We start from the raw sequence: 18,588 nt of genomic DNA, 5'->3' as shown, positions 1-18,588 counted from the left end.
TTAAAACGCCCAAATATTGAGCTGCACAAGTAGAACATCCAACCCACTTATAAAATTTTTCTTGCGATATAGTTAAAGTACCTGTTTTGATTAATCTTATTTATTTTAATGAAAACCGAAAAAGGTTAAAGTATAGCTAGAAGTACTTATAAAAGGAGGACCATTGATGAAAGCGATTACTGTAAAACAACCAGGCGGTGCGGAACAATTACAAGTTGGGGAACATGAAAAACCAATACCAAAGGACGGAGAAATATTAATCGAAGTAAAAGCAGCAGCTGTTAATCGAACTGATATTGTTAATAGGGAAAGCCGTTCGGGGTATTTGAATAATCCCATATTAGGTGTTGAAGTTGCAGGAATTGTTGAGGAAGCGGGCGCAGGTGCAAATACAGCCATAGGCACGCGTGTTATGGGACTTGTGAATGGCGGCGGCTATGCGGAATACGTCGTGATGCCGGCTGAAAGAGCAATGGTGATTCCAGAAAACCTTTCATTTGAAGAGGCTGCTGCGATTCCTGAAGTATTTTTGACTGCTTATCAAACATTATTTTGGATAGGTCAATTACGTGCAGGTGAAACCGTGTTGATTCATGCTGGCGGCAGCGGAGTTGGAACGGCTGCGATTCAGCTTGCCAAACAACTCGGACATGCGCATGTCATTACCACAGCTGGTTCCAAAGAGAAGTTAGAGTTTTGCCGGTCGTTAGGTGCAGATGTTTGTATCAACTATAAAGAACAGAATTTTGACGAGGAAGTATTGAAAGCGACCAATAATCAAGGGGTCGATTTAATTCTCGATTTCATTGGTGCCTCCTATTGGAGTAAAAACTTTGCCAGTATAAAAGTAGATGGACGATGGGTGTTGATCGGGATTTTGGGTGGTGCTGAAATAGAAAAGTTCAATTTAATGGGTTTGATGTCAAAACGGATTCAGCTGACTGGAACGCTGCTCACTCCAAGAAGCGATGAATACAAGACAGAACTCACAACTGAATTTTCTTCTAAAACCTTGGAGCTTTTTCGCAATAACAAGCTTCGCCCAGTTGTGGATCATGTTTTTCCTTTAGATCAAGTCCAACAAGCACATGAACATATGGAGAACAACAAAAATATTGGAAAGATTATTTTAAAGGTAAATTAACAGCTATTAATTTCCTTCATGCGGTCGGTCGCAGCTTCCGTGGTACGAACCCATCTTTTGTAACATACTTTGTAACTCATAGCAGCAACCCGGTTACTGGGCCGATCAAGTGTAGGTTTTGCAGGGCCATTCGGGCCTTGTTTTTTTTTCTCAAGATTTTAACCTATCATTCCATATTATCCTGCAGAGTGAATAAGAATAGTCACTTAATTTCAAGGAGTAACCAACAACATATAATAGCCCATTCCTTCATCACAATAGGAATGGGCTCTTACTTTTGGTTATTGATTTAATTGCTGTTTATAGGAGAAATTTCTGTTGAACTAACCATACAGTTTAGTTGACCATACAGCACCATTTACCAATTTATGTTAAAATAAACTATATTAAATAACCTTGGAGGCAGAATGTATGAAACGAATTTCATTTGAAGCACCAACTGAACACTATGATGAACGGATTGCAACCATAGATGAACAACTATGTGCTTTAATAAAACAAAGGAAAGACATTTCAAATAATAATCCAGGTTTTCCAACAAAGATACTTATTTCTGATTGGTCAAAAAAATATAATTTATATGAAGAATTTTTAAATGGCGTATTTGGACATTTTTTTAATGAAGAACTATACAGACCTATTGTTGAACCTGAAGGATTTCTTAAAAATATTCCAATCTTAAAATCGTTTGAAAAAGATGATCTTTTTTATTCGGTAACATTTGTGCGTCAATTCCAAAATGCCAGTGTTGTTCATTTAAACATGGATAATGATGATTCCGATGTAATGCCTGGAGTTTTTCCAGAGCATAACTGGTTTGAGCTTTCCATCGATGACGGAGAAGGGACTGATTACGACTGCCGAAATGAAGGAGGCGGCGGCTCAGGAGGGCATACATCCTACACTTTTATTGTATCGCCGCCTTTACCTGATGATATTTCTAAAATTAAATTTGTCTTTAAAGAATGTAAAACTCCATACAATACAAAACCGACGGGTCTTGAATTTGTCATAAAAATGGATAACTAAATGTTTTTACTAACTATTCACGATCCATTGAAATTACTTTATCAGAGAAGCTTATTTTTTCTATTGATGCAGGTTAGAGATTATGAGGTTTCAATAGGTATAGGAGAGTGAAATAATTGGGGATTAGAACAGCAAATTTGGAGGATTGGGAGCAAATTTCTTTATTGTTAAACCAGTTGGACTATCCAGAAACTGAAACTTTCATAAAAGAGAAAATAGAAACTCTTCTTACTCATCCAAATGAGGAGTTATTGGTTTACGAGAAAGATAACAGGATAATTGCTTTCATTTCCATCCATTTTATACCCCAAGTGGCTGTTAAAGGAGATTTTGCAAGGATCAGTTATTTTGCGGTCGATCAAAACATTAGAAGTCTTGGAATAGGACGCGAGATGGAAGAGTATTGTACTACTTTAGCCATCCAAAAAAATTGCGATAGAATCGAAGTCCATTGCCATTCAAGAAGGATAGATGCACATCGATTTTATATCCGACAAGGGTTTACTGAGTCCCCCAAGTACTTTGTTAAGATGTTACCCACAACTGATTAATAAAACACTTCAACTAATAAAAAGGCAGAGTGAATTCAAATTCGAATTACTCTGCCTTTTTTATAGGTGCTGCTGGTGCCTCAAAGGAAAATGATCTATAAAATGGCCAGTTTCAAATTACCATTTCATTTAGGGCTGCGAGATTTGACTAATGATCTGTTTTAAACCTTCGCTGATTGGAGTAGCTGGACGACCAAGAAGTTGTTCGAAATCATTGCTCTCAAAATCCAATGAGCCAACTCGAATGCTTCTTTGGATTTCAACAAGGATCGAAATAACGAAGTCTGGCATGCCTGCTCCTTTCATAATTTCCGCATAAGCAGCATCATCAACCTGTTGGACAGGTACTTCTTTTCCTAAAATAGTGCCAATAGCAGAGACTAGTTCTTCCTGAGTCAATGGCTTACCAGAAAGCTCGTAGATGGTATTGTCATGACCAGTACCAGATAATACCACTGCTGCAGCTTCTGCATAATCTTGTTGCAGGGCCCAGCCTACCTTGCCGTTTCCTGCTGAAGTCACCCAAGGGGCTCCTGCTAGGACACCTTGAATGCTTGGAATTTCATTCTCTAGGTACCAGTTGTTACGTAAGAAGGAGTATGGAATGCTTGTTTTTATGATGGCTGCTTCGGTTGCCTGATGGGTTGGCGCAAATAGGTTTTTACTTTCGTGTGCATTGGCAATGCTCGTATAGGCAATGAATTTCACACCCGCACGTTCTGCTGCAGCTACCGCATTGGCATGTTGACGGATTCTTGTTTCATTGTCTCCATCCGCTGAAACAATTAATAATCGATCAATCCCCGCAAAAGCAGTATCTAATGATTCCGGATGATCAAAATCACCTTGTCTTACCTCTACTCCACGTTCCTGTAATCCTGCCGCTTTTTCTGGATTACGCACACTGACAGCCAACTGATTAGCCGGTACAGTCTTTAATAACGTGTCGACCACTTTCGTACCGAATTTCCCCGTTGCTCCCGTTACTAACATTTTCATTGGTTAATTCCTCCATTTGTTTAAGTGATTTCAACCTGTAACTATTTTTATTACCTGTAATCATTTTAGTTACAAATTTATTTTTTGTCAATATTTTTGTTAGTATCCCCCATCTTTGGAGTATAATAAGGTTGTAATCATTATAATTACATTTAGAAAAATTTATGCGTTAAAAAGGCAAGGAAGGTGCTTTATAATGTCTATCAGCAGCCGATTTGCTGTAGGAATTCATATATTAACTCTTATTGAATTTAATAAAAACGGGGTAAGCTCATCCGAGTATTTAGCTGAAAGTGTAAATACCAATCCTGCCCTCATAAGAAAAATTACTGGAATGCTAAAGAAAGCTGGCTTAGTTGAAGTACATCCGGGTATAGCGGGGACAAAGCTTGCAAGGGAGTTATCTGATATTACCCTACTGGATGTCTACAAGGCGGTTGATGTAGTTCAAGAAAATGAATTGTTCAGCGTTCACGAAAATCCGAATCCCAAATGTGTGGTTGGCAGGAATATTCAAGACACGATTAGCCCCATATTGTCCACGGCTCAATTAGCATTGGAAAAAGTACTGGCGAATATTACGATTGAGGATGTTGTTAAGGATATTGTTGTAAAAGAGAATCAGGTGAATGAATGATAAAAGACATTCTTACTAAAGAGAATGTCTTTTTACGTGGTTTATATTGCTCTATGTATTTAACTTTCCGCTCTTTGAAATAACCGATAACAGCCTGGCGCAACCCTCTCAAGAACTCGATATTCTTCACTAACATTGGATGAAGAATTACCACCTAGTGACCTAGGAACCATATCTGCTAGTGAGGTTCCTGTATCTTTCCATTGATTTGGATAATGAGTATGAATCCAGGTGTTTACTTCTTTGATCGTACCCTCTCCACCTAAATCATCTAAGGCTACAATGATTGCTTGATAATGGTTCAAGATAAGCAACCGTCCCTTCATTAATGTTAATTAACAAAATAAGCTTTATAATAATGGTGTTTATGACAGAATTACTCTTAAATCTTACATTACTATTTTGTGAATTTTAGTCTATGTAATAATTGTGTTCGGTTTTGAACTGAATTTTTTTGATAAATATGTTGTAAATGTTTCTTAACCGTATTAATAGAAACATTTAGTTCGCTAGCTATTGATTGGTTTGTCCTACCTTCTTTAAGCAGCTTTACAACATCTTCTTCTCTCTTTGATAACATGGAATAATCCAATTCATCATTAAACTGATGGGCTAGGACAGAAGCTATTACCTTTGATAAGTATCTTAAACGTTCATAATCAACTTTTGTAAATTTGTATTGGTCTTCTTTTCGAGCAATTCCAATTATACCTATGATCCTCCCCTTATAAATAAGAGCAACACTCATAACATCATCAAATCCGTGTGGTTTCATAAACGATTGATAATATACCGAGTTTTTGTATTGGACTATCGTAATAATGTCCGTTACTCTAAGTACCTTTTTTTCTACAAAAATTTCACAGTATTTCTGTAAGTGCATAATCTCGTCATTATGATACGTATCAAGATAATCAAATAAAATTTTATCATTAAGACGATAAATTACTGGATCCATAATATTTCTATTATCGTCTACACACCAAAAAATGGTTTCATCATATCCAAAAATCTTCGAAAACTCTTGAAGAATATTTAATCGTACATCCTTAACAGGTCCAGCAGTTTGCACAGCAAAATGGATTATTTTTTCATATTCAGAACTTGTTAAAACTGTTTTATTCATAGTGTTCCCCTGCCTAATTTCTTCTTATAAAAAAGTATAATAAACAACAATATATTGGGTCAATCAATAAAATTAGAAAATAAAAAATCTTTAGATAATTATCCTTTTGGGTAATAGTTTTAATAATATTTAAGATATATAATCAATCTAATAATTTATATTACCTAAATGCCGAGAGTCTATTAAAATGGAGGAGATTTCATTGAAAAAAGAAGAGCTGTGGAAATGGACAGCCGGAGAAATTGCCGATGCAATTAGAACAAAGAAGATATCCTCGCGTGAGGCAGTATTAAGTTGCTTAGATCGTATAGATAACGTGAACCCTAAAATAAACGCACTTGTGGATGTCTATCCAGACGAAGCGCTCGCTAGTGCAGATGAAGCAGATCGTGCGATAACTTCAGGGGAAGACCTCGGCCCTTTACATGGAGTACCCTTTTCGATCAAAGTGAATACTGATGAAGCCGGTCATGCTACAACAGAAGGGCTTCCAGCTTTTCACGATAACATTGTTAAGATAGATAGTCCGCAGGTTGCAAACCTAAGAAAGGCTGGAGCGGTTTTTGTCGCCCGGAGCAATACACCTTCTTTCTCTTTTAGATGGTTTACAAATAATGAGCTGCACGGCAGGACCCTCAATCCTTGGGATGCCTCCCGGACACCTGGAGGTTCTAGCGGCGGTGCTGCTGCTGCCGTAGCTACTGGCATGATACCCATTGCACATGGGAATGATTTAGCAGGTTCTCTCCGTTATCCTTCTTATGCTTGTGGAGTAGCAACTATTCGGCCTACTGTAGGGCGGGTACCAAGTTGGTCCAGTCTCGGTTACAATCTTTCTATTCAAAGTATGGGGGTTCAGGGGCCTATAGCTAGAACAGTGGGGGACCTTCGGTTAGCCCTAATGAGTATGAGTAAGTTTAATCCTGGCGATCCAACTTTTGTACCTGCTCCCTTAACGGGAAAACCACTCGCAAATCCCATCCGTGTAGGATTAATACGAGATGTTGACGTTGCATATCCAACCCCCGCAGTTAACAAAGCTTTAGATGAAGCTGCTGAACGTTTATCAGATACCGGTTACATTGTGGAGGAGGTAGAGTTGCCACTATTCAGAGATGCCTATAAACTTTGGCATCTGTTATGTATGGAGGATTTTAGGCAAATCATGCCGTTGGTTGAACAGTTTGGAGACGAGGATATTAAAAAGTCGGCAAAGTACTTTTTTGCTGTGGGTGAGCAATGGTGGGGGCCAGCACCACAGCTTTCAGATTTATTCAGCGGTTATGCAAAGCGCGGCGCACTTATTGTTCAACTTCAGCAGTTCTTGGAGGAATATCCATTATTATTACTGCCAAACTCTGCTGAGCAGGCATTTGAACAAGATGCTGATATTGTTAGTGTAGAGAATATGCGTCGCGTTGTAGCAGCACAGTGGCCGATGATGGCAGTCGCAGTATTTGGTGTTCCTGCCATCTCCGTTCCCACGTCAGTGACAGGCGGGCTTCCAGTCGGTGTTCAGATAATCGGTAGGAGATTCCGAGAAGATACCTTATTTGATGCAGCAGAAATAATTGAAGCTCATGCAAACATTTCAACTCCAATAGACCCTAGGTAAAGATACAAACCATGGTGCTTGACCCCAGCGTGTTAAAGTTTTAACGCATCGGGGGTCAGGCACCTATCTTTGAAAGTGAATATGGGAATTTAATAATTACCAAATCCATTCATTTAATAATTGAGTAGCTTTAATACTCCGTTCTGTTTTTGGGTTAATGATTGTTATTACTTTTACGATACCAGCCTCTGCTAATATATCTGAAATAATATTCGCCGTTCTTGTATCAAATTCCATCCTATTTTTAATTCGTAAATCCAACCCATTTGGTGTTTTACTTCTTACCGCATTCCTACAATTCTGCGGTAAAGTTTTTGAGGGAGCATTGTTTAAAATTTCTATTGTTACTTTAATTAATTTTTGGGTTATTCTAATCTTTCTACAATAGAATGGTACAGGTTCCAGCTTTTCTAAAATTTTATCAAGCATTTCCTGAGGTATCTCTTTTTCAAGAATCTGTAGCATACCAATCTTCCTCCATCATTTTTAAATGCCAGCTACTCTATGAACACACCTAAATTCTCTGTTTAGACGCATCTGCTATTAATGCAAATATATAGGCAGTATTTTGCGATTTTTTGGCAGCCTCTTGCCGGCTGCTCGTATCCCCTTTTAACCAACGGTCATAATGTCGATAAACAAATTCAAAATCCTTGTAGGTTATGATTCTATCCATTGAGATTCTTACACTAGGTGTGCGAAACTTAGCCTTTTTGATTACAAGATGTTTATCCGAGACACCCACAACAAACCATAAAGGAATGCTCTTATTTTGTGGAACAGTATGTATTTCAAATTCTGAAATTCTTGCTTTTGCTCTAAGATTATCCCAAAGAATAGCTGCATCCATAGTATTATCCCTGCCTCTCAGTAGAAATCTCTCTAGTAAACTCCTCTAACCAATTTAAAAATTTGGGTTTGTTTCTGTCATACCATTGACTACAGACTAGGTAACGCTCTCCATTAATTAATTCAGCCTCAGCCCAATAGCGATTATATCCGTTAATCTTTTTTTGTTCTGATATAGGGATATCCCAGATTACCTTTTTCAAAAGAGGATAGTTTAAATCAAAGGTTTCTTTACAGTACCTTGTATCTTGTAATAATCGGACCTTTTCTTCAGAAAGTGCTTTTGACCTAGCAAATTTTTTAATCACTCGTTGGACTAGCTTCCCCACTTTCATTGTTTCGTTTCTTTCATCAGGCATAGGTGGTCTTTGCTGCTTTAATTGATAATCTCTTATCCACTTTTTCAAATACTTAATTTTATCCTCAGATGACAATCCAACTACATCTTGTTGTAGTAAGTCTAACATTCTAGCTTTAAAAACATTTTTCTCCATGATGACCATCAATTCCTATTCTCTTTAATAGGTGACAAGTATGCTTTTCCAATTTTAACCGCTCTAATCTTAATGATAAAACATGAGGGTTATTTTTCCAATATAAATAAAAAAAGGCACCACTCTTTAGGATTACTTCTTCTTGTCCTAAACATAAAAACCTATAATTACGGATTTTTATCTATCAAAATGTGACAAGGAGCATTTTCTTTTAAAAGGTGATATCATAATGTCTAGTAAATCAACTGTGGGAGGCAATCATGAAAAAGCTCGTAAAGGTAGTCGCAGCAATCATTGAAAATGACCAGAATGAAATTCTCTGCGCTCTTAGATCACCAGAAATGTCTATTCCAAATAGATGGGAGTTTCCGGGTGGAAAAGTAGAGCAAAATGAAGACATTTACTCTGCACTTGAAAGAGAAATTACTGAAGAATTGGATTGTAAAATCGAGACATTTAAAGAAGTTTTTAATGATAATACCCATGAATACGAAACGTTTATTATCAATTTAATCTCAATTAAATGTAGAGTTATCGAAGGAAATCCTACCAAAAGTGAACATTCCAAGCTAACTTGGCTTAAAAGAGAAAATCTCGAGTCACTTAAATGGGCCCCAGCGGATATTCCCGCTGTTGAACAATTAATTCAAGAAAAATAGTCTTCTCAATACGAGAAGACTACACTTTTTTTGTAAACTCTGTATATAAACTTGCAGGTACTTCATTCTCTAATTCCATTCTTACCGTGATGGGCTTATCCCCTTCAAAATAAACGGAATTACCTTTTCCTATATAAATATAGGGTTCAGTCTTTCCATCAATTTCTTTATACTTTCTAATAAACAAGTGAAGGTTTACTCCCCGTTGTTTGTTAAAAATAATATTCTTTCCTCGTTCAGATTGCTGGGTAGTGTTGTTTACAGATTGCCATTGAAATTCATCAGGACTTATAAATTTATCCTTGTAGTTGATACTTTCCTTTACGTCCTCTTCTTTATGCAAGTCAATAAAGAGAAAATACTCATTTCCATTGGCAAGCAAACCTGAACCTCTAAAGGAGCTATGGATTTTCCGATAGTTAGACAATAAAGCAGCGTCTATCATTTGGTATTGCTCATATAGTTTAAAATGAGGAACCCCATAATATTCCCTGTTAAATTCTTGTTCGTACCGAAAAATCCCATAGGTTATGATATCTTCAATAAACTTCCGGTAATCCTCATTTTCTAATAGCTCTTTAAAAAGTGGCGATGTAACCAATTTTCCTTCGCTATACTGTACTAATTTAGGTTTATTCTTTTGTTGTACACTATCATAGTAGTTTTGATTTAGACATTCAAAGGCATGCAATATACTATCATCATCAACATTATTAATCATTTTTAAAATTTCATGCCTAGCTATTTCAAGATCAATTTCTTCATGATTTAATAAATATCTAATGATGACAAACTCATATATTCGCTTAAGAGGAAGCTTACTTGATAATTCTTTCAACGTTCCCTCAAAACCCTCATTTTGTAAAAGCTCTTTTAAATAATCATCCTTCTCCACTTTTGCTACAAATGATATATATGTTTTTTCCCGATCGATAAATTTTGTAGGATCAGGCGCACCGTCATACTTCAAATAATCCAACAATAGATAAGGAATCCTACCCTGATTAAGCTTTTTGAATTCAAAATACTCTTCCTTCAGATACTTCATGGAATTAAAGTTTTCCTTATCAATCTGTGCCAAGATTCTTTCCTCTGAGATTTTATCCATTTGAATATGAGTGGCTCCTGGGATATTAGCAAATCCCGTTGCAACAGCCACTTTTAGACTTTCCTTGTCGTAATAGCGACTCCCATTTAGCGCTAATGCAATCAAGAACGTCTTATTATGATTTCCGATAAAATCAAGGACTGTTAAGAACTCTTTGTTCACATGCTTTCGCAAGCCCCGTCCCAGCTGTTGAATAAATACAATAGGAGAGTTTGTAGGTCGTAACATTAAAACAGTATTAACCGAGGGAATATCAACCCCCTCATTAAAAATATCTACTGTAAAAATAAATTCCAAGTCATCTTGGTCATTCTCTAATCTGTTAATATGCCGTTCTCGTGTCTCAGGTGAATCTGCACCATACAAACAAATACTATTATAGCCCCTCTTATTAAACTCACTCGCCATATATTGAGCATGTTCAATACTCACACAAAAACCAAGACCCTTTCTTTTTTCACCATCATGGCCATAAAAGTTCATTTTTTCTATGATAAAATCAACCCGTTCATTGACCTTCAAGCGCTTAGTAATTTCAGCAACATCATCAATATCGACGTCACTTAAATCTACACCGTCAATATCTGTAATCCCAAAATAATGAAAAGGAATAACTAATTCATCTTCCAAAGCCTCATGGAGACGGACTTCTAACGCAACATTATTATCAAACAGGTCAAATACATTATAGCCATCACTACGTTCAGGAGTAGCTGTCATCCCAAGAGTAAACTTTGGTTCAAAATAATTTAATACAGTTTGATAGGTTGGGCTAGTGGCATGATGGGCTTCATCAATAATCAGGTAATCAAATTCTTCTCTTTCAAATTCTTGAAAACATTTAGAGATGGTCTGAATCGTAGCAAAAACATAATCGACATTTTTTTGTTTATGATTACCTGTTAACAGGCCAAAAGTAAGACCCTCATTAGGTAATAATAATTCAAATGTTTCCTTAGCCTTTTTCAAAATCTCTTCTCTATGTACAATAAAAAGCAGCTTCTTTGGTTTGTAGCTCTTAACATCGAAAGCCGACATATACGTTTTACCCGTTCCAGTTGCAGCAATAACAAGTGCCTTTTTCTCTCCAAAACTTCTTAGTCGCTCTAGGTTCTCAGTAGCACGCTTTTGCATTCTATTCGGGACAATATATTGTTTATTTTCATAGATCAATTGGTGGGTCACTTGCGTACTCTTGAAACTTTTTAAGAAATCCTCATATCTTTTAATAAAATCTTCATCGGCATTTTCACTCATATTCCAAAGATAATCATATTCCTTTAAAACATCTTGAATAAAGCGACCATTCTCTTTCGTAACAATCTCAACATTCCACTCAATATTGCTTTTAAGGGCACTTTGCGTGATATTGGATGAACCAATAATTACTTTGTAGCTATCTTTGTATTCAAATATGTATGCCTTTGTATGGAAACCAATTTCCTTGTCAGTAACGAAAACCTTTAAATCAACATTATGAAACTCTTTAATTTTTTCTAGTGCCTTTGCATCGGTAAAATTGAGGTATGTAGATGTAATAATTTTTCCCTTGATTCCTTTTTTCTCTGCTTCTTTTAAGGGATCAAGTAGAAGCTGAAGGCCACTAAAATTAATAAATGCTACACTAAAATAAAACCGCTCGCACTGGCTCATTGATTTTACTAGTTCTCTTAATAAATTTCCTTTATCGGAATTCACGATGAGTTTCTTTTCAATTGCTTCCATTTGGTTTTCCCCTAACTATAACCTTACTGTTTATCACCGAACTGTTATTTATTGGATATATGAAGATTGTACTATATGTAGGGGAAAATAAAAAGATCCTCCATTTAGGAGGAAGAGTGGACGCAGTATTATTTTCTATAAAGTAATATTTTCACTTATGATAGAGTTCACCCAGATATATCTAAATGAGGTAAGCTGGTTTATTAAATATATATATAAAAACATTAAAATTCCCTTTAAGCTCTATTAAAAGTTAAATAACAAGAAAAAATCTTTACTTAGTTAAACATGCTTGTGCATAGAAATTAAATTTATTAGCTGCATCTGATAAAGCTCCTAAAGCAAAATAACCCTCTTTAGTATGCCCGGAACAGCCTATTAAAGGTGAAGATAAAAAGTTCAACATTGCAGATATTTCTTCCAATGTGGGAGGTGTATCGAACTGTATATTGTTTCTTAAAGTTCTATATATATCTCTATCTTGTAGAAACCCTTCTGTAACCGGGTCTGAACTTTCTTCTATAAGACAATCCATTACAGCTTGCAATAGTTTTCCATATCTTTTGATTGTTCGTCTATCTTCTTCCAAAAGACTAATATCAATTATACCCGGTTTTGAAAATACTTTTTTATATGAGTTAGATTGCAAAGGGACCTCATTATGAAGTCTAATTAATTTCTCTAAAGAATTTATATCTATTAGAACCACGTTATGTTCAATAGCCCATTTAACTAATCTTTCCCCCTGAAAAGAACTCCCTACAACAGCTGCATAGTCAGCTGAATGTAGCTTTCTATGTTCTTTTAACGTATCGAAATTTATTTGTCCTTCAGTGACACTACCTGATTGGGTTGACTTTGCATCAACAGTAACGACATATGAATATTTAGGAACACTCGGTGCATGTAACAACACATCTGTCTTTCCAGCTCCTCCAAGCAACTCTGCTTTAAATCCAAGTAAAGAAAAAGCGCATTGAACAGCCTTTTCAAATCTATTTGGATTCGAAGAGTCTCTCGATGCAAGCCTCAATTCTGTTAGCTGTTCATCTACTACCAAACTTTTACCTTTATCTCCAATATTTTCTGTATACACATTTTCCTGCTTTTCATCTGGTTTGTGCTGAACAGGAACATTATTAACGAAGTTCATTCCTCTTGCAGTTAAACAAAAACTATCCGGACCATCTTCTTGAATAAGCATAGCTCCACGCAAAATATTAATTCTTTTTCTAATCTCATCAATTTTCTCAGTTTCAAAACCATAAGAGACCTTAGCTATCGCAGCAAGTTTTTTTATACTTAAGCTACTTCTTTCCAGTTCTTTAAGTATTTCAAACACAAAAAGTACTTTTGCTTGTAAACAACATACAAAATCCAACTGTGTTTTTGAGGTCAGCCATTTCTTCCCTAGCTCTGTTGCTTCATAAAGTGTCTTTGTCTTTCTCTCTATCATTTCAAGTGTCGTCAATGTGGACATAAAAGACCTTGCTGAGGAAGGTGCAATATCGTATGTTTCTTTTGAATAATTAATAATAGAATCTAAATCAATTGCTGTATACATAAGTTGAATATAACCACTTAATGTATCACATACTTCAGAAATATTACCTGGAATATAACCAATAGATGGTTTTCTAGTTTCAAGCTCCTTTTGTGTCAGTTGACACATTTTTATTGCCCAATTGGATACGGGTAATTCTAACTCACCAATTGTCGGGTCTCCATCTATAATAATATCGTCTGGTTTTATATATGGAATATTTGCTATGAATTTTCGCCCTTTTTCTGTTAAAGAATAGGTAAGTTGATAATCTCTATACTCAACTAACTCTAATTGTCTTAACCACATCAATCGATGGTTAATTTCAGAGGTAGTATCCCAATTTAAGTTGTATCCTTCTTTGGCTATCTCTAGAAGTTCTCCCATTTTCCTTGATTTATCTAATTGCACCAGTAGTTCAGCCAAGAATCTAACATTAGCACAGAATATAGCAGTTAAGTATAAGTCATCTTCTGTATCAAGCCAACGTTTACCCTCGGATGAGACAATCCATGTTCCTCCCTCTTTATGAACTAACCCAACTGGCCTCAACCAAATACATAATTGTTCCAATGTAGATTTACTATTGCTTCCTAAAAACTCAAGTCTTGTATTATAGGGTACCTTATCAATGATTGCCTTCAGAATTTTCCTCAATACAGTAGATTGTCCTTCTTCGCCTCTTGGGATTTTTGGTAAAGAGAACACTTTAGCGTTCCATTCTCTGTTTTTTGGATATTCATTATAATCAACAACTTTCAATTTTTTCACCTACCAAATATTTTTAATACGGCTTTTTCTGTAAAAGTTCCTCTATAAAAATTATAACAAAAAATTCCATTTTTTAAATAAGAATGGAATCTCCAAAGTAATTGATTTTAAAGCAAATCTAAAACCTCATTTACTTATGGTAAGGTTCACCTTATCTCAAACTAAATTACTTTATCTTTATATTTAATCGAAAAGATAATCAAAATAAAGTTTACTATTTATTGATTCGTGATTTAATAATTTCAGCAGTTTATAACCAATTATCCTTTCTGCTAAATTTTTTACAGTAATAGCAACCTCGACGGAATCTCTATCCTCATCAGGATTAACATCATGCTTAGATTTATTATTAAATTTCTCAAAATTAAATAAACCCACAATAATATTACTAGATAAATAGTCTTGATTACTTAATATGTAAGTGGTCTTACCTTTAGGAAAAAGTATCTGCAGAGCTCTATAAAGTTTCAACCTTTAACCCTGTTTTAGAATTTCTCTTTGTAAAATATTCCTTAACTCATTAAAGGACCGACAATTATTTTCAACAACTAATTCCCATATACGGCTTGAATTACCCAAACCAAGCTGCGGCATAAACCGTGTCCACAATTCCATCTGCTCCTTCTGAGTTAAATGGATTCTCTCACGCAAAAAGGTTTTGAGTTCACCGTAGCTTAGATTTATAGGGGCCTGATTACTGGTTTGTTGTTTATGTTCTAGCATTTGCTGAAATAAATGCTTTTTCCGCTCCTGCTCTTGTTCTATCATTACTAGCCTTTGTTTTGCCTCTAATTGGCTTTGTTCTTCTTGTAGTCTTTGATTTTCTTGAAATTGGAACTGCCGCAGCTTAAATTCCTTCAGAAATTCTTTTCGATTTTCTTCTTCCATTTTGGGCTGGCTCAGCGAGAGTTCATTTTTTACCATTAAAGCATCAGCAAATGGAATCTCATAACCTTCATTTAAGAGAAACGCACGGTATGGTTTTACCACTCGATCCTTTAAGAACCGCATGACTTTTACGACAATCCTATCCCCGTTTGAATAAATATAATACATACTTCTGGCATCTACCGTTACAGGATTCATTGAAACAGGGTAGTTAAAATATGAAAAAAATAGTTCATCCTTGACCAATTCCGAAAGCATTGAATCCCACTTTTCATCTTCATTGTTTTTCAAAGATATCGATAATTCGGCATCCCACAGTACTAAGGCATTTTTACTCTTTTCGATAGATTGTTCGTTTTTCTCAATAAACCAGATCGGTTTCATCCCTTGTTCAAGGAAATTTCGGTGTCTTTTGGTGATTTGATTTGCTAGTTTACTATCTACAGAAGATTTAACATTCGTGACAATCGATAGACCGTATTCTTCTTTCCCAAGCTTCAACCAAATATCGGGGTACTCTTTTAGGTCTGGTTTTGCCTTATATCCGTAATCAACCTTAATCTTTGGATTCGTTTTAGCCTGGTTTGTCAGTTCATCATGAAGTATGGCTAGCATAGCATGATGAACCTTTGTTTCTCGCTCATTCTGTTTTCTATACCTTTTTTCGGCCTGATCCATTTTCTTTGATTGTTCACATGCCTCCGAGTGCTGATGGGAAAAATAGAGACCTCTTTCCTCACCACTCTTGACTATTAATTTTGCATTACAGTATGGGCATTGAAAAAGGTCTTTTTCTGCCAACTTTTTCAGGTTATGTACTTCTTCACTGGTTGTCGATTCTGGGAGGGTGGTTAATTCCTTTTCAATCACATGTAGTGCTTCTCTCAAAATTAAGTCACCTCGAATATTCCCTTTTTTTACAAGAATCTCCTTTTTGCAAATAGAAGTCAAGGGTTAATTTTTCATAGTTTAACATCCCCAGATTTTAGACATTAATGAAATAGACGTATCTTCACTCCACCTGTCTTTTCGGGCAGTTCGTTGATTTCATCTAACAGATCTTTATTAGGTATTTCATTTTCATGCCTTATAGTATTCCTTTGCTAACTCCATAAAATTTTTAGCTGGGGTAGAGACAAAATGATGCTCAAGCCAAATGACTCCTAAAGAAGAGGTCATGTTGGGAGTACTGATCGGCGTAGAGAAGAGACCTTTATCGCCATAGACATCAAATACAGACTTTGGAACAATCGTTGCCCCCATTCCCCCCTTAACTAGTTCCATTAAGACACGCATATCCGAGCATTCCGCAATACTTGTGATTTGAAGATTTTGTCTAGTAAATGCTTCAATAAGCGTATTATAGATGCCCAAGCCCTCTGTACTAGGAATAATAAGGGGCATAGGCGAAATCTCTTCCAGAGATATAATAGGTACTTCCTTATTGCTTACGAAAACAAAAGGCTCATTAATTAGATGATGATAGGTCAAACCACTATGTTCAAGTGGAAGACGTACAAATGCAATTTCAATCACCCTGTTTTTTATCAATTCCGCTAAATAAAAAGAGTCATTTTGAACAATTTTTAGGGAAACTAGGGGGTTATTTTTGTGAAAAGTTTGAAGCATTTTTGGAAATCCTGAAACCGATAATGTATTGATTCCTACATAAAGAACACCCTTTTTCCCTTCCTCTGTATCCTGTAATTCATTCTTTATTTCTTCAAAACTGTTTACGAGATGCAGCGCTCTTTTGTAGAGTACATAGCCTTTATCCGTTAATTCCATACTCCTCCCATTTCTCTCAATTAACTTAACACCTAGCTCATCCTCTAATTGTTTTACCATTATGCTAAGTGGTGGTTGTGACAAGTGCAGCCGATTGGCAGCAGCTGTTATATTCTTTTCCTCAGCTATTGCAATAAAGTAGCGTAATTGTTTAATGTCCATTAAATTCACCTTGTATTTAAAATATGTATAGTTTTTATATAAATTATATATTTTTCATATAGTATATGTCCATGATATGATTACTATCGATTTCAATGTAAATAGAAAGGTGATCACATGGAACGTTTTTTTAGATTAAATCAACATGGTACGACACTTACTAAAGAATTTTCCGCAGGTTTTATTTCATATTTAACAGCGTTCTACATCATTATTGTCAATGCAACGATTTTGGCAGTTGCAGGAATTCCGATGGAAGCAGGAATCATAGCAACCATATTAACCAGTTCTTTTGGATGCGTCATAGTTGGCTTATGGAGTAATACCCCTCTTACTCTCATCCCAGGTATGGGCATTAATGCGATGTTTACTTATACTATTGTTCAAACTGGGGGATTTACTTGGCAGGAAGCGTTGGCGATGGTTTGCGTTGCAGGCATGATCTTTGTTGTGATTGCCTTTACACCAATGGCAAAAATGATTATGACCTCTATCCCTAATTCCTTAAAAGAAGCCATTACTGTTGGGATTGGAATCTTATTGATCTTAATTGGATTTGACAATGCTGGTATTATTACTAATTCTGAGCATAGCCTGCTTGCAATTGGAGATTTAAGCAGTCCCTCTGCTATCACTACATTAATAGGTTTGGTTATTACGGTTTTATTATTTATTAAAAATGTACCGGGAAATCTTTTATTAAGTATTATCATTACCTCGTTGTTATCAATTTGGCTTGGCGGGGGCACTTCTTCTGAGAGGCTTTCTTTTTCAATGCCATCCGTCCATGGATACCTTGGCGTCTTTGGTCAGGCTTCGTGGTCACAAGCAGGTAATATTGTCTTCTGGCTGACTTCCATCTCTTTTGCAATGGTAATTGTGTTTGAAAATATTGGCTTGATTCATGGACATAGCAATATGTTAAAAAACCATGGGAGCAGTAAGAAATCACTCCAGGCTACAGCTGTTTCCGTTTTATCTTCCGGAATCTTTGGAACAAGTCCTACTGTTGCATCAGTGGAAGGAGCAGCAGGAATTGCCGCCGGCGGCAGAACAGGGTTGACTAGCATTGTGACTGGAATATTGTTTCTCGTTTCGCTCTTATTTATACCTGTCATTAAAATGGTTCCCGCGAGTGCAGTTTCCCCTATTCTGATACTAATAGGCGTTCTTATGTTGCAAAACATTGTCCATATTTCAATGGACGACTTAACTGAGAGCTTTCCGGCACTTCTAATTATTGTATTGATTCCATTAACCTATAGCATTGCAGATGGCATGTCTTTTGGCTTTATTCTATACCCATTGATGAAGCTCTTATTGGGGAAAGGAAAAGAAGTTCATCCTGTGCTTTATTTGATTGCCATTCTTTTTATTGGGAATTTTATTATTCAATACACCATAGTTTAAAATCTTTTAAAACATAGTTACAATTAATATTCTAAAAGAAAACCCCGCTATTTGGCGGGGTCCCACTTTTTCCAAATCTATATTTCTACC

General features: G+C 36.0%; 17 protein-coding genes. 7 read left to right on the top strand and 10 right to left on the bottom strand.

Going from position 1 to position 18,588, the window contains the following annotated elements; genetic code table 11:
* Positions 1-166 precede the first annotated feature (166 nt).
* From AC4E8C_RS03605 to AC4E8C_RS03595, 3 genes are all read left to right on the top strand, one after another.
* Positions 167-1,144, top strand: a complete 978-nt coding sequence (locus AC4E8C_RS03605; protein ID WP_490210326.1) for an NAD(P)H-quinone oxidoreductase — start codon at positions 167-169, stop codon at positions 1,142-1,144.
* Between the two features lie 411 nt (positions 1,145-1,555).
* Complete coding sequence (locus tag AC4E8C_RS03600; RefSeq protein WP_490210324.1) at positions 1,556-2,173, top strand: hypothetical protein; 618 nt, start codon at positions 1,556-1,558, stop codon at positions 2,171-2,173.
* A gap of 116 nt (positions 2,174-2,289) precedes the next feature.
* The gene (locus tag AC4E8C_RS03595) at positions 2,290-2,724 is read left to right on the top strand and encodes a GNAT family N-acetyltransferase (RefSeq protein WP_490210322.1); all 435 of its coding nucleotides are present in this window, start codon (positions 2,290-2,292) and stop codon (positions 2,722-2,724) included.
* A 129-nt stretch (positions 2,725-2,853) separates the two neighbouring features.
* On the opposite strand, the gene AC4E8C_RS03590 is transcribed toward AC4E8C_RS03595, so the two are convergent.
* Positions 2,854-3,723, bottom strand: coding sequence for an SDR family oxidoreductase (locus AC4E8C_RS03590; RefSeq protein ID WP_490210320.1), 870 nt, complete (start codon positions 3,721-3,723; stop codon positions 2,854-2,856).
* Between the two features lie 196 nt (positions 3,724-3,919).
* On the opposite strand from AC4E8C_RS03590, the gene AC4E8C_RS03585 reads away from it, so the two are divergent.
* Entirely contained in the window at positions 3,920-4,360 is a 441-nt protein-coding gene (locus tag AC4E8C_RS03585; RefSeq protein ID WP_490210319.1) for an Rrf2 family transcriptional regulator, read from the top strand.
* 59 nt (positions 4,361-4,419) lie between these two features.
* Here AC4E8C_RS03585 and AC4E8C_RS03580 read toward each other — a convergent pair whose 3' ends face one another.
* Both AC4E8C_RS03580 and AC4E8C_RS03575 read right to left on the bottom strand, forming a co-directional pair.
* Positions 4,420-4,665, bottom strand: a complete 246-nt coding sequence (locus AC4E8C_RS03580; protein WP_490210317.1) for a hypothetical protein — start codon at positions 4,663-4,665, stop codon at positions 4,420-4,422.
* A 92-nt stretch (positions 4,666-4,757) separates the two neighbouring features.
* Positions 4,758-5,486: a response regulator transcription factor gene (locus AC4E8C_RS03575; RefSeq protein ID WP_490210315.1), complete on the bottom strand. Its 729-nt coding sequence runs from the start codon at positions 5,484-5,486 to the stop codon at positions 4,758-4,760.
* Positions 5,487-5,688: 202 nt separating this feature from the next.
* Between AC4E8C_RS03575 and AC4E8C_RS03570 the strand changes: the two genes are divergently transcribed.
* Complete coding sequence (locus AC4E8C_RS03570) at positions 5,689-7,101, top strand: amidase family protein (RefSeq protein ID WP_490210313.1); 1,413 nt, start codon at positions 5,689-5,691, stop codon at positions 7,099-7,101.
* 96 nt (positions 7,102-7,197) lie between these two features.
* On the opposite strand, the gene AC4E8C_RS03565 is transcribed toward AC4E8C_RS03570, so the two are convergent.
* Genes AC4E8C_RS03565 through AC4E8C_RS03555 form a run of 3 tightly spaced genes read right to left on the bottom strand, consistent with a single transcriptional unit; the run spans position 7,198 to position 8,456 of the window.
* Positions 7,198-7,566, bottom strand: a complete 369-nt coding sequence (locus AC4E8C_RS03565; protein ID WP_490210312.1) for a hypothetical protein — start codon at positions 7,564-7,566, stop codon at positions 7,198-7,200.
* 49 nt (positions 7,567-7,615) lie between these two features.
* The gene (locus AC4E8C_RS03560) at positions 7,616-7,951 is read right to left on the bottom strand and encodes a hypothetical protein (protein ID WP_490210311.1); all 336 of its coding nucleotides are present in this window, start codon (positions 7,949-7,951) and stop codon (positions 7,616-7,618) included.
* A gap of 4 nt (positions 7,952-7,955) precedes the next feature.
* Positions 7,956-8,456 (bottom strand): hypothetical protein, encoded by a 501-nt coding sequence (locus AC4E8C_RS03555; RefSeq protein WP_490210309.1) that lies wholly within the window; start codon positions 8,454-8,456, stop codon positions 7,956-7,958.
* Between the two features lie 248 nt (positions 8,457-8,704).
* On the opposite strand from AC4E8C_RS03555, the gene AC4E8C_RS03550 reads away from it, so the two are divergent.
* The gene (locus AC4E8C_RS03550) at positions 8,705-9,103 is read left to right on the top strand and encodes a (deoxy)nucleoside triphosphate pyrophosphohydrolase (protein ID WP_490210307.1); all 399 of its coding nucleotides are present in this window, start codon (positions 8,705-8,707) and stop codon (positions 9,101-9,103) included.
* A gap of 19 nt (positions 9,104-9,122) precedes the next feature.
* Here the strand turns inward: AC4E8C_RS03550 and AC4E8C_RS03545 are convergent, their stop codons facing one another.
* From AC4E8C_RS03545 to AC4E8C_RS03530, 4 genes are all read right to left on the bottom strand, one after another.
* Positions 9,123-11,936: a DEAD/DEAH box helicase gene (locus AC4E8C_RS03545; RefSeq protein WP_490210305.1), complete on the bottom strand. Its 2,814-nt coding sequence runs from the start codon at positions 11,934-11,936 to the stop codon at positions 9,123-9,125.
* A 274-nt stretch (positions 11,937-12,210) separates the two neighbouring features.
* Positions 12,211-14,241: a restriction endonuclease gene (locus AC4E8C_RS03540; protein WP_490210303.1), complete on the bottom strand. Its 2,031-nt coding sequence runs from the start codon at positions 14,239-14,241 to the stop codon at positions 12,211-12,213.
* Positions 14,242-14,724: 483 nt separating this feature from the next.
* Positions 14,725-16,026 carry a competence protein CoiA family protein gene (locus AC4E8C_RS03535; protein WP_490210301.1) on the bottom strand — a complete coding sequence of 434 codons (1,302 nt, stop codon included), beginning with the start codon at positions 16,024-16,026 and terminating at the stop codon, positions 14,725-14,727.
* A 192-nt stretch (positions 16,027-16,218) separates the two neighbouring features.
* Positions 16,219-17,088 carry a LysR family transcriptional regulator gene (locus tag AC4E8C_RS03530; RefSeq protein WP_490210299.1) on the bottom strand — a complete coding sequence of 290 codons (870 nt, stop codon included), beginning with the start codon at positions 17,086-17,088 and terminating at the stop codon, positions 16,219-16,221.
* 117 nt (positions 17,089-17,205) lie between these two features.
* Here AC4E8C_RS03530 and AC4E8C_RS03525 point away from each other — a divergent pair, with 117 nt between their 5' ends.
* A complete protein-coding gene (locus AC4E8C_RS03525; protein ID WP_490210297.1) occupies positions 17,206-18,498 on the top strand; it encodes an NCS2 family permease in 1,293 nt (430 codons plus the stop codon).
* Positions 18,499-18,588 lie beyond the last annotated feature (90 nt).

This window comes from Neobacillus sp. SRL179 (assembly GCF_984799095.1).
Note: the sequence above shows the minus strand (reverse complement) of the source record. Positions and strands in the feature narration are given on the sequence as shown.

Coding starts and splice junctions, on each gene's coding strand:
- AC4E8C_RS03550 (WP_490210307.1), top strand. CDS start 8,705: ATGAAAAAGCTCGTAAAGGTAGTCGCAGCAATCATTGAAAATGACCAG.
- AC4E8C_RS03585 (WP_490210319.1), top strand. CDS start 3,920: ATGTCTATCAGCAGCCGATTTGCTGTAGGAATTCATATATTAACTCTT.
- AC4E8C_RS03575 (WP_490210315.1), bottom strand. CDS start 5,486: ATGAATAAAACAGTTTTAACAAGTTCTGAATATGAAAAAATAATCCAT.
- AC4E8C_RS03600 (WP_490210324.1), top strand. CDS start 1,556: ATGAAACGAATTTCATTTGAAGCACCAACTGAACACTATGATGAACGG.
- AC4E8C_RS03605 (WP_490210326.1), top strand. CDS start 167: ATGAAAGCGATTACTGTAAAACAACCAGGCGGTGCGGAACAATTACAA.
- AC4E8C_RS03530 (WP_490210299.1), bottom strand. CDS start 17,088: ATGGACATTAAACAATTACGCTACTTTATTGCAATAGCTGAGGAAAAG.
- AC4E8C_RS03565 (WP_490210312.1), bottom strand. CDS start 7,566: ATGCTACAGATTCTTGAAAAAGAGATACCTCAGGAAATGCTTGATAAA.
- AC4E8C_RS03590 (WP_490210320.1), bottom strand. CDS start 3,723: ATGAAAATGTTAGTAACGGGAGCAACGGGGAAATTCGGTACGAAAGTG.
- AC4E8C_RS03545 (WP_490210305.1), bottom strand. CDS start 11,936: ATGGAAGCAATTGAAAAGAAACTCATCGTGAATTCCGATAAAGGAAAT.
- AC4E8C_RS03560 (WP_490210311.1), bottom strand. CDS start 7,951: ATGGATGCAGCTATTCTTTGGGATAATCTTAGAGCAAAAGCAAGAATT.
- AC4E8C_RS03525 (WP_490210297.1), top strand. CDS start 17,206: ATGGAACGTTTTTTTAGATTAAATCAACATGGTACGACACTTACTAAA.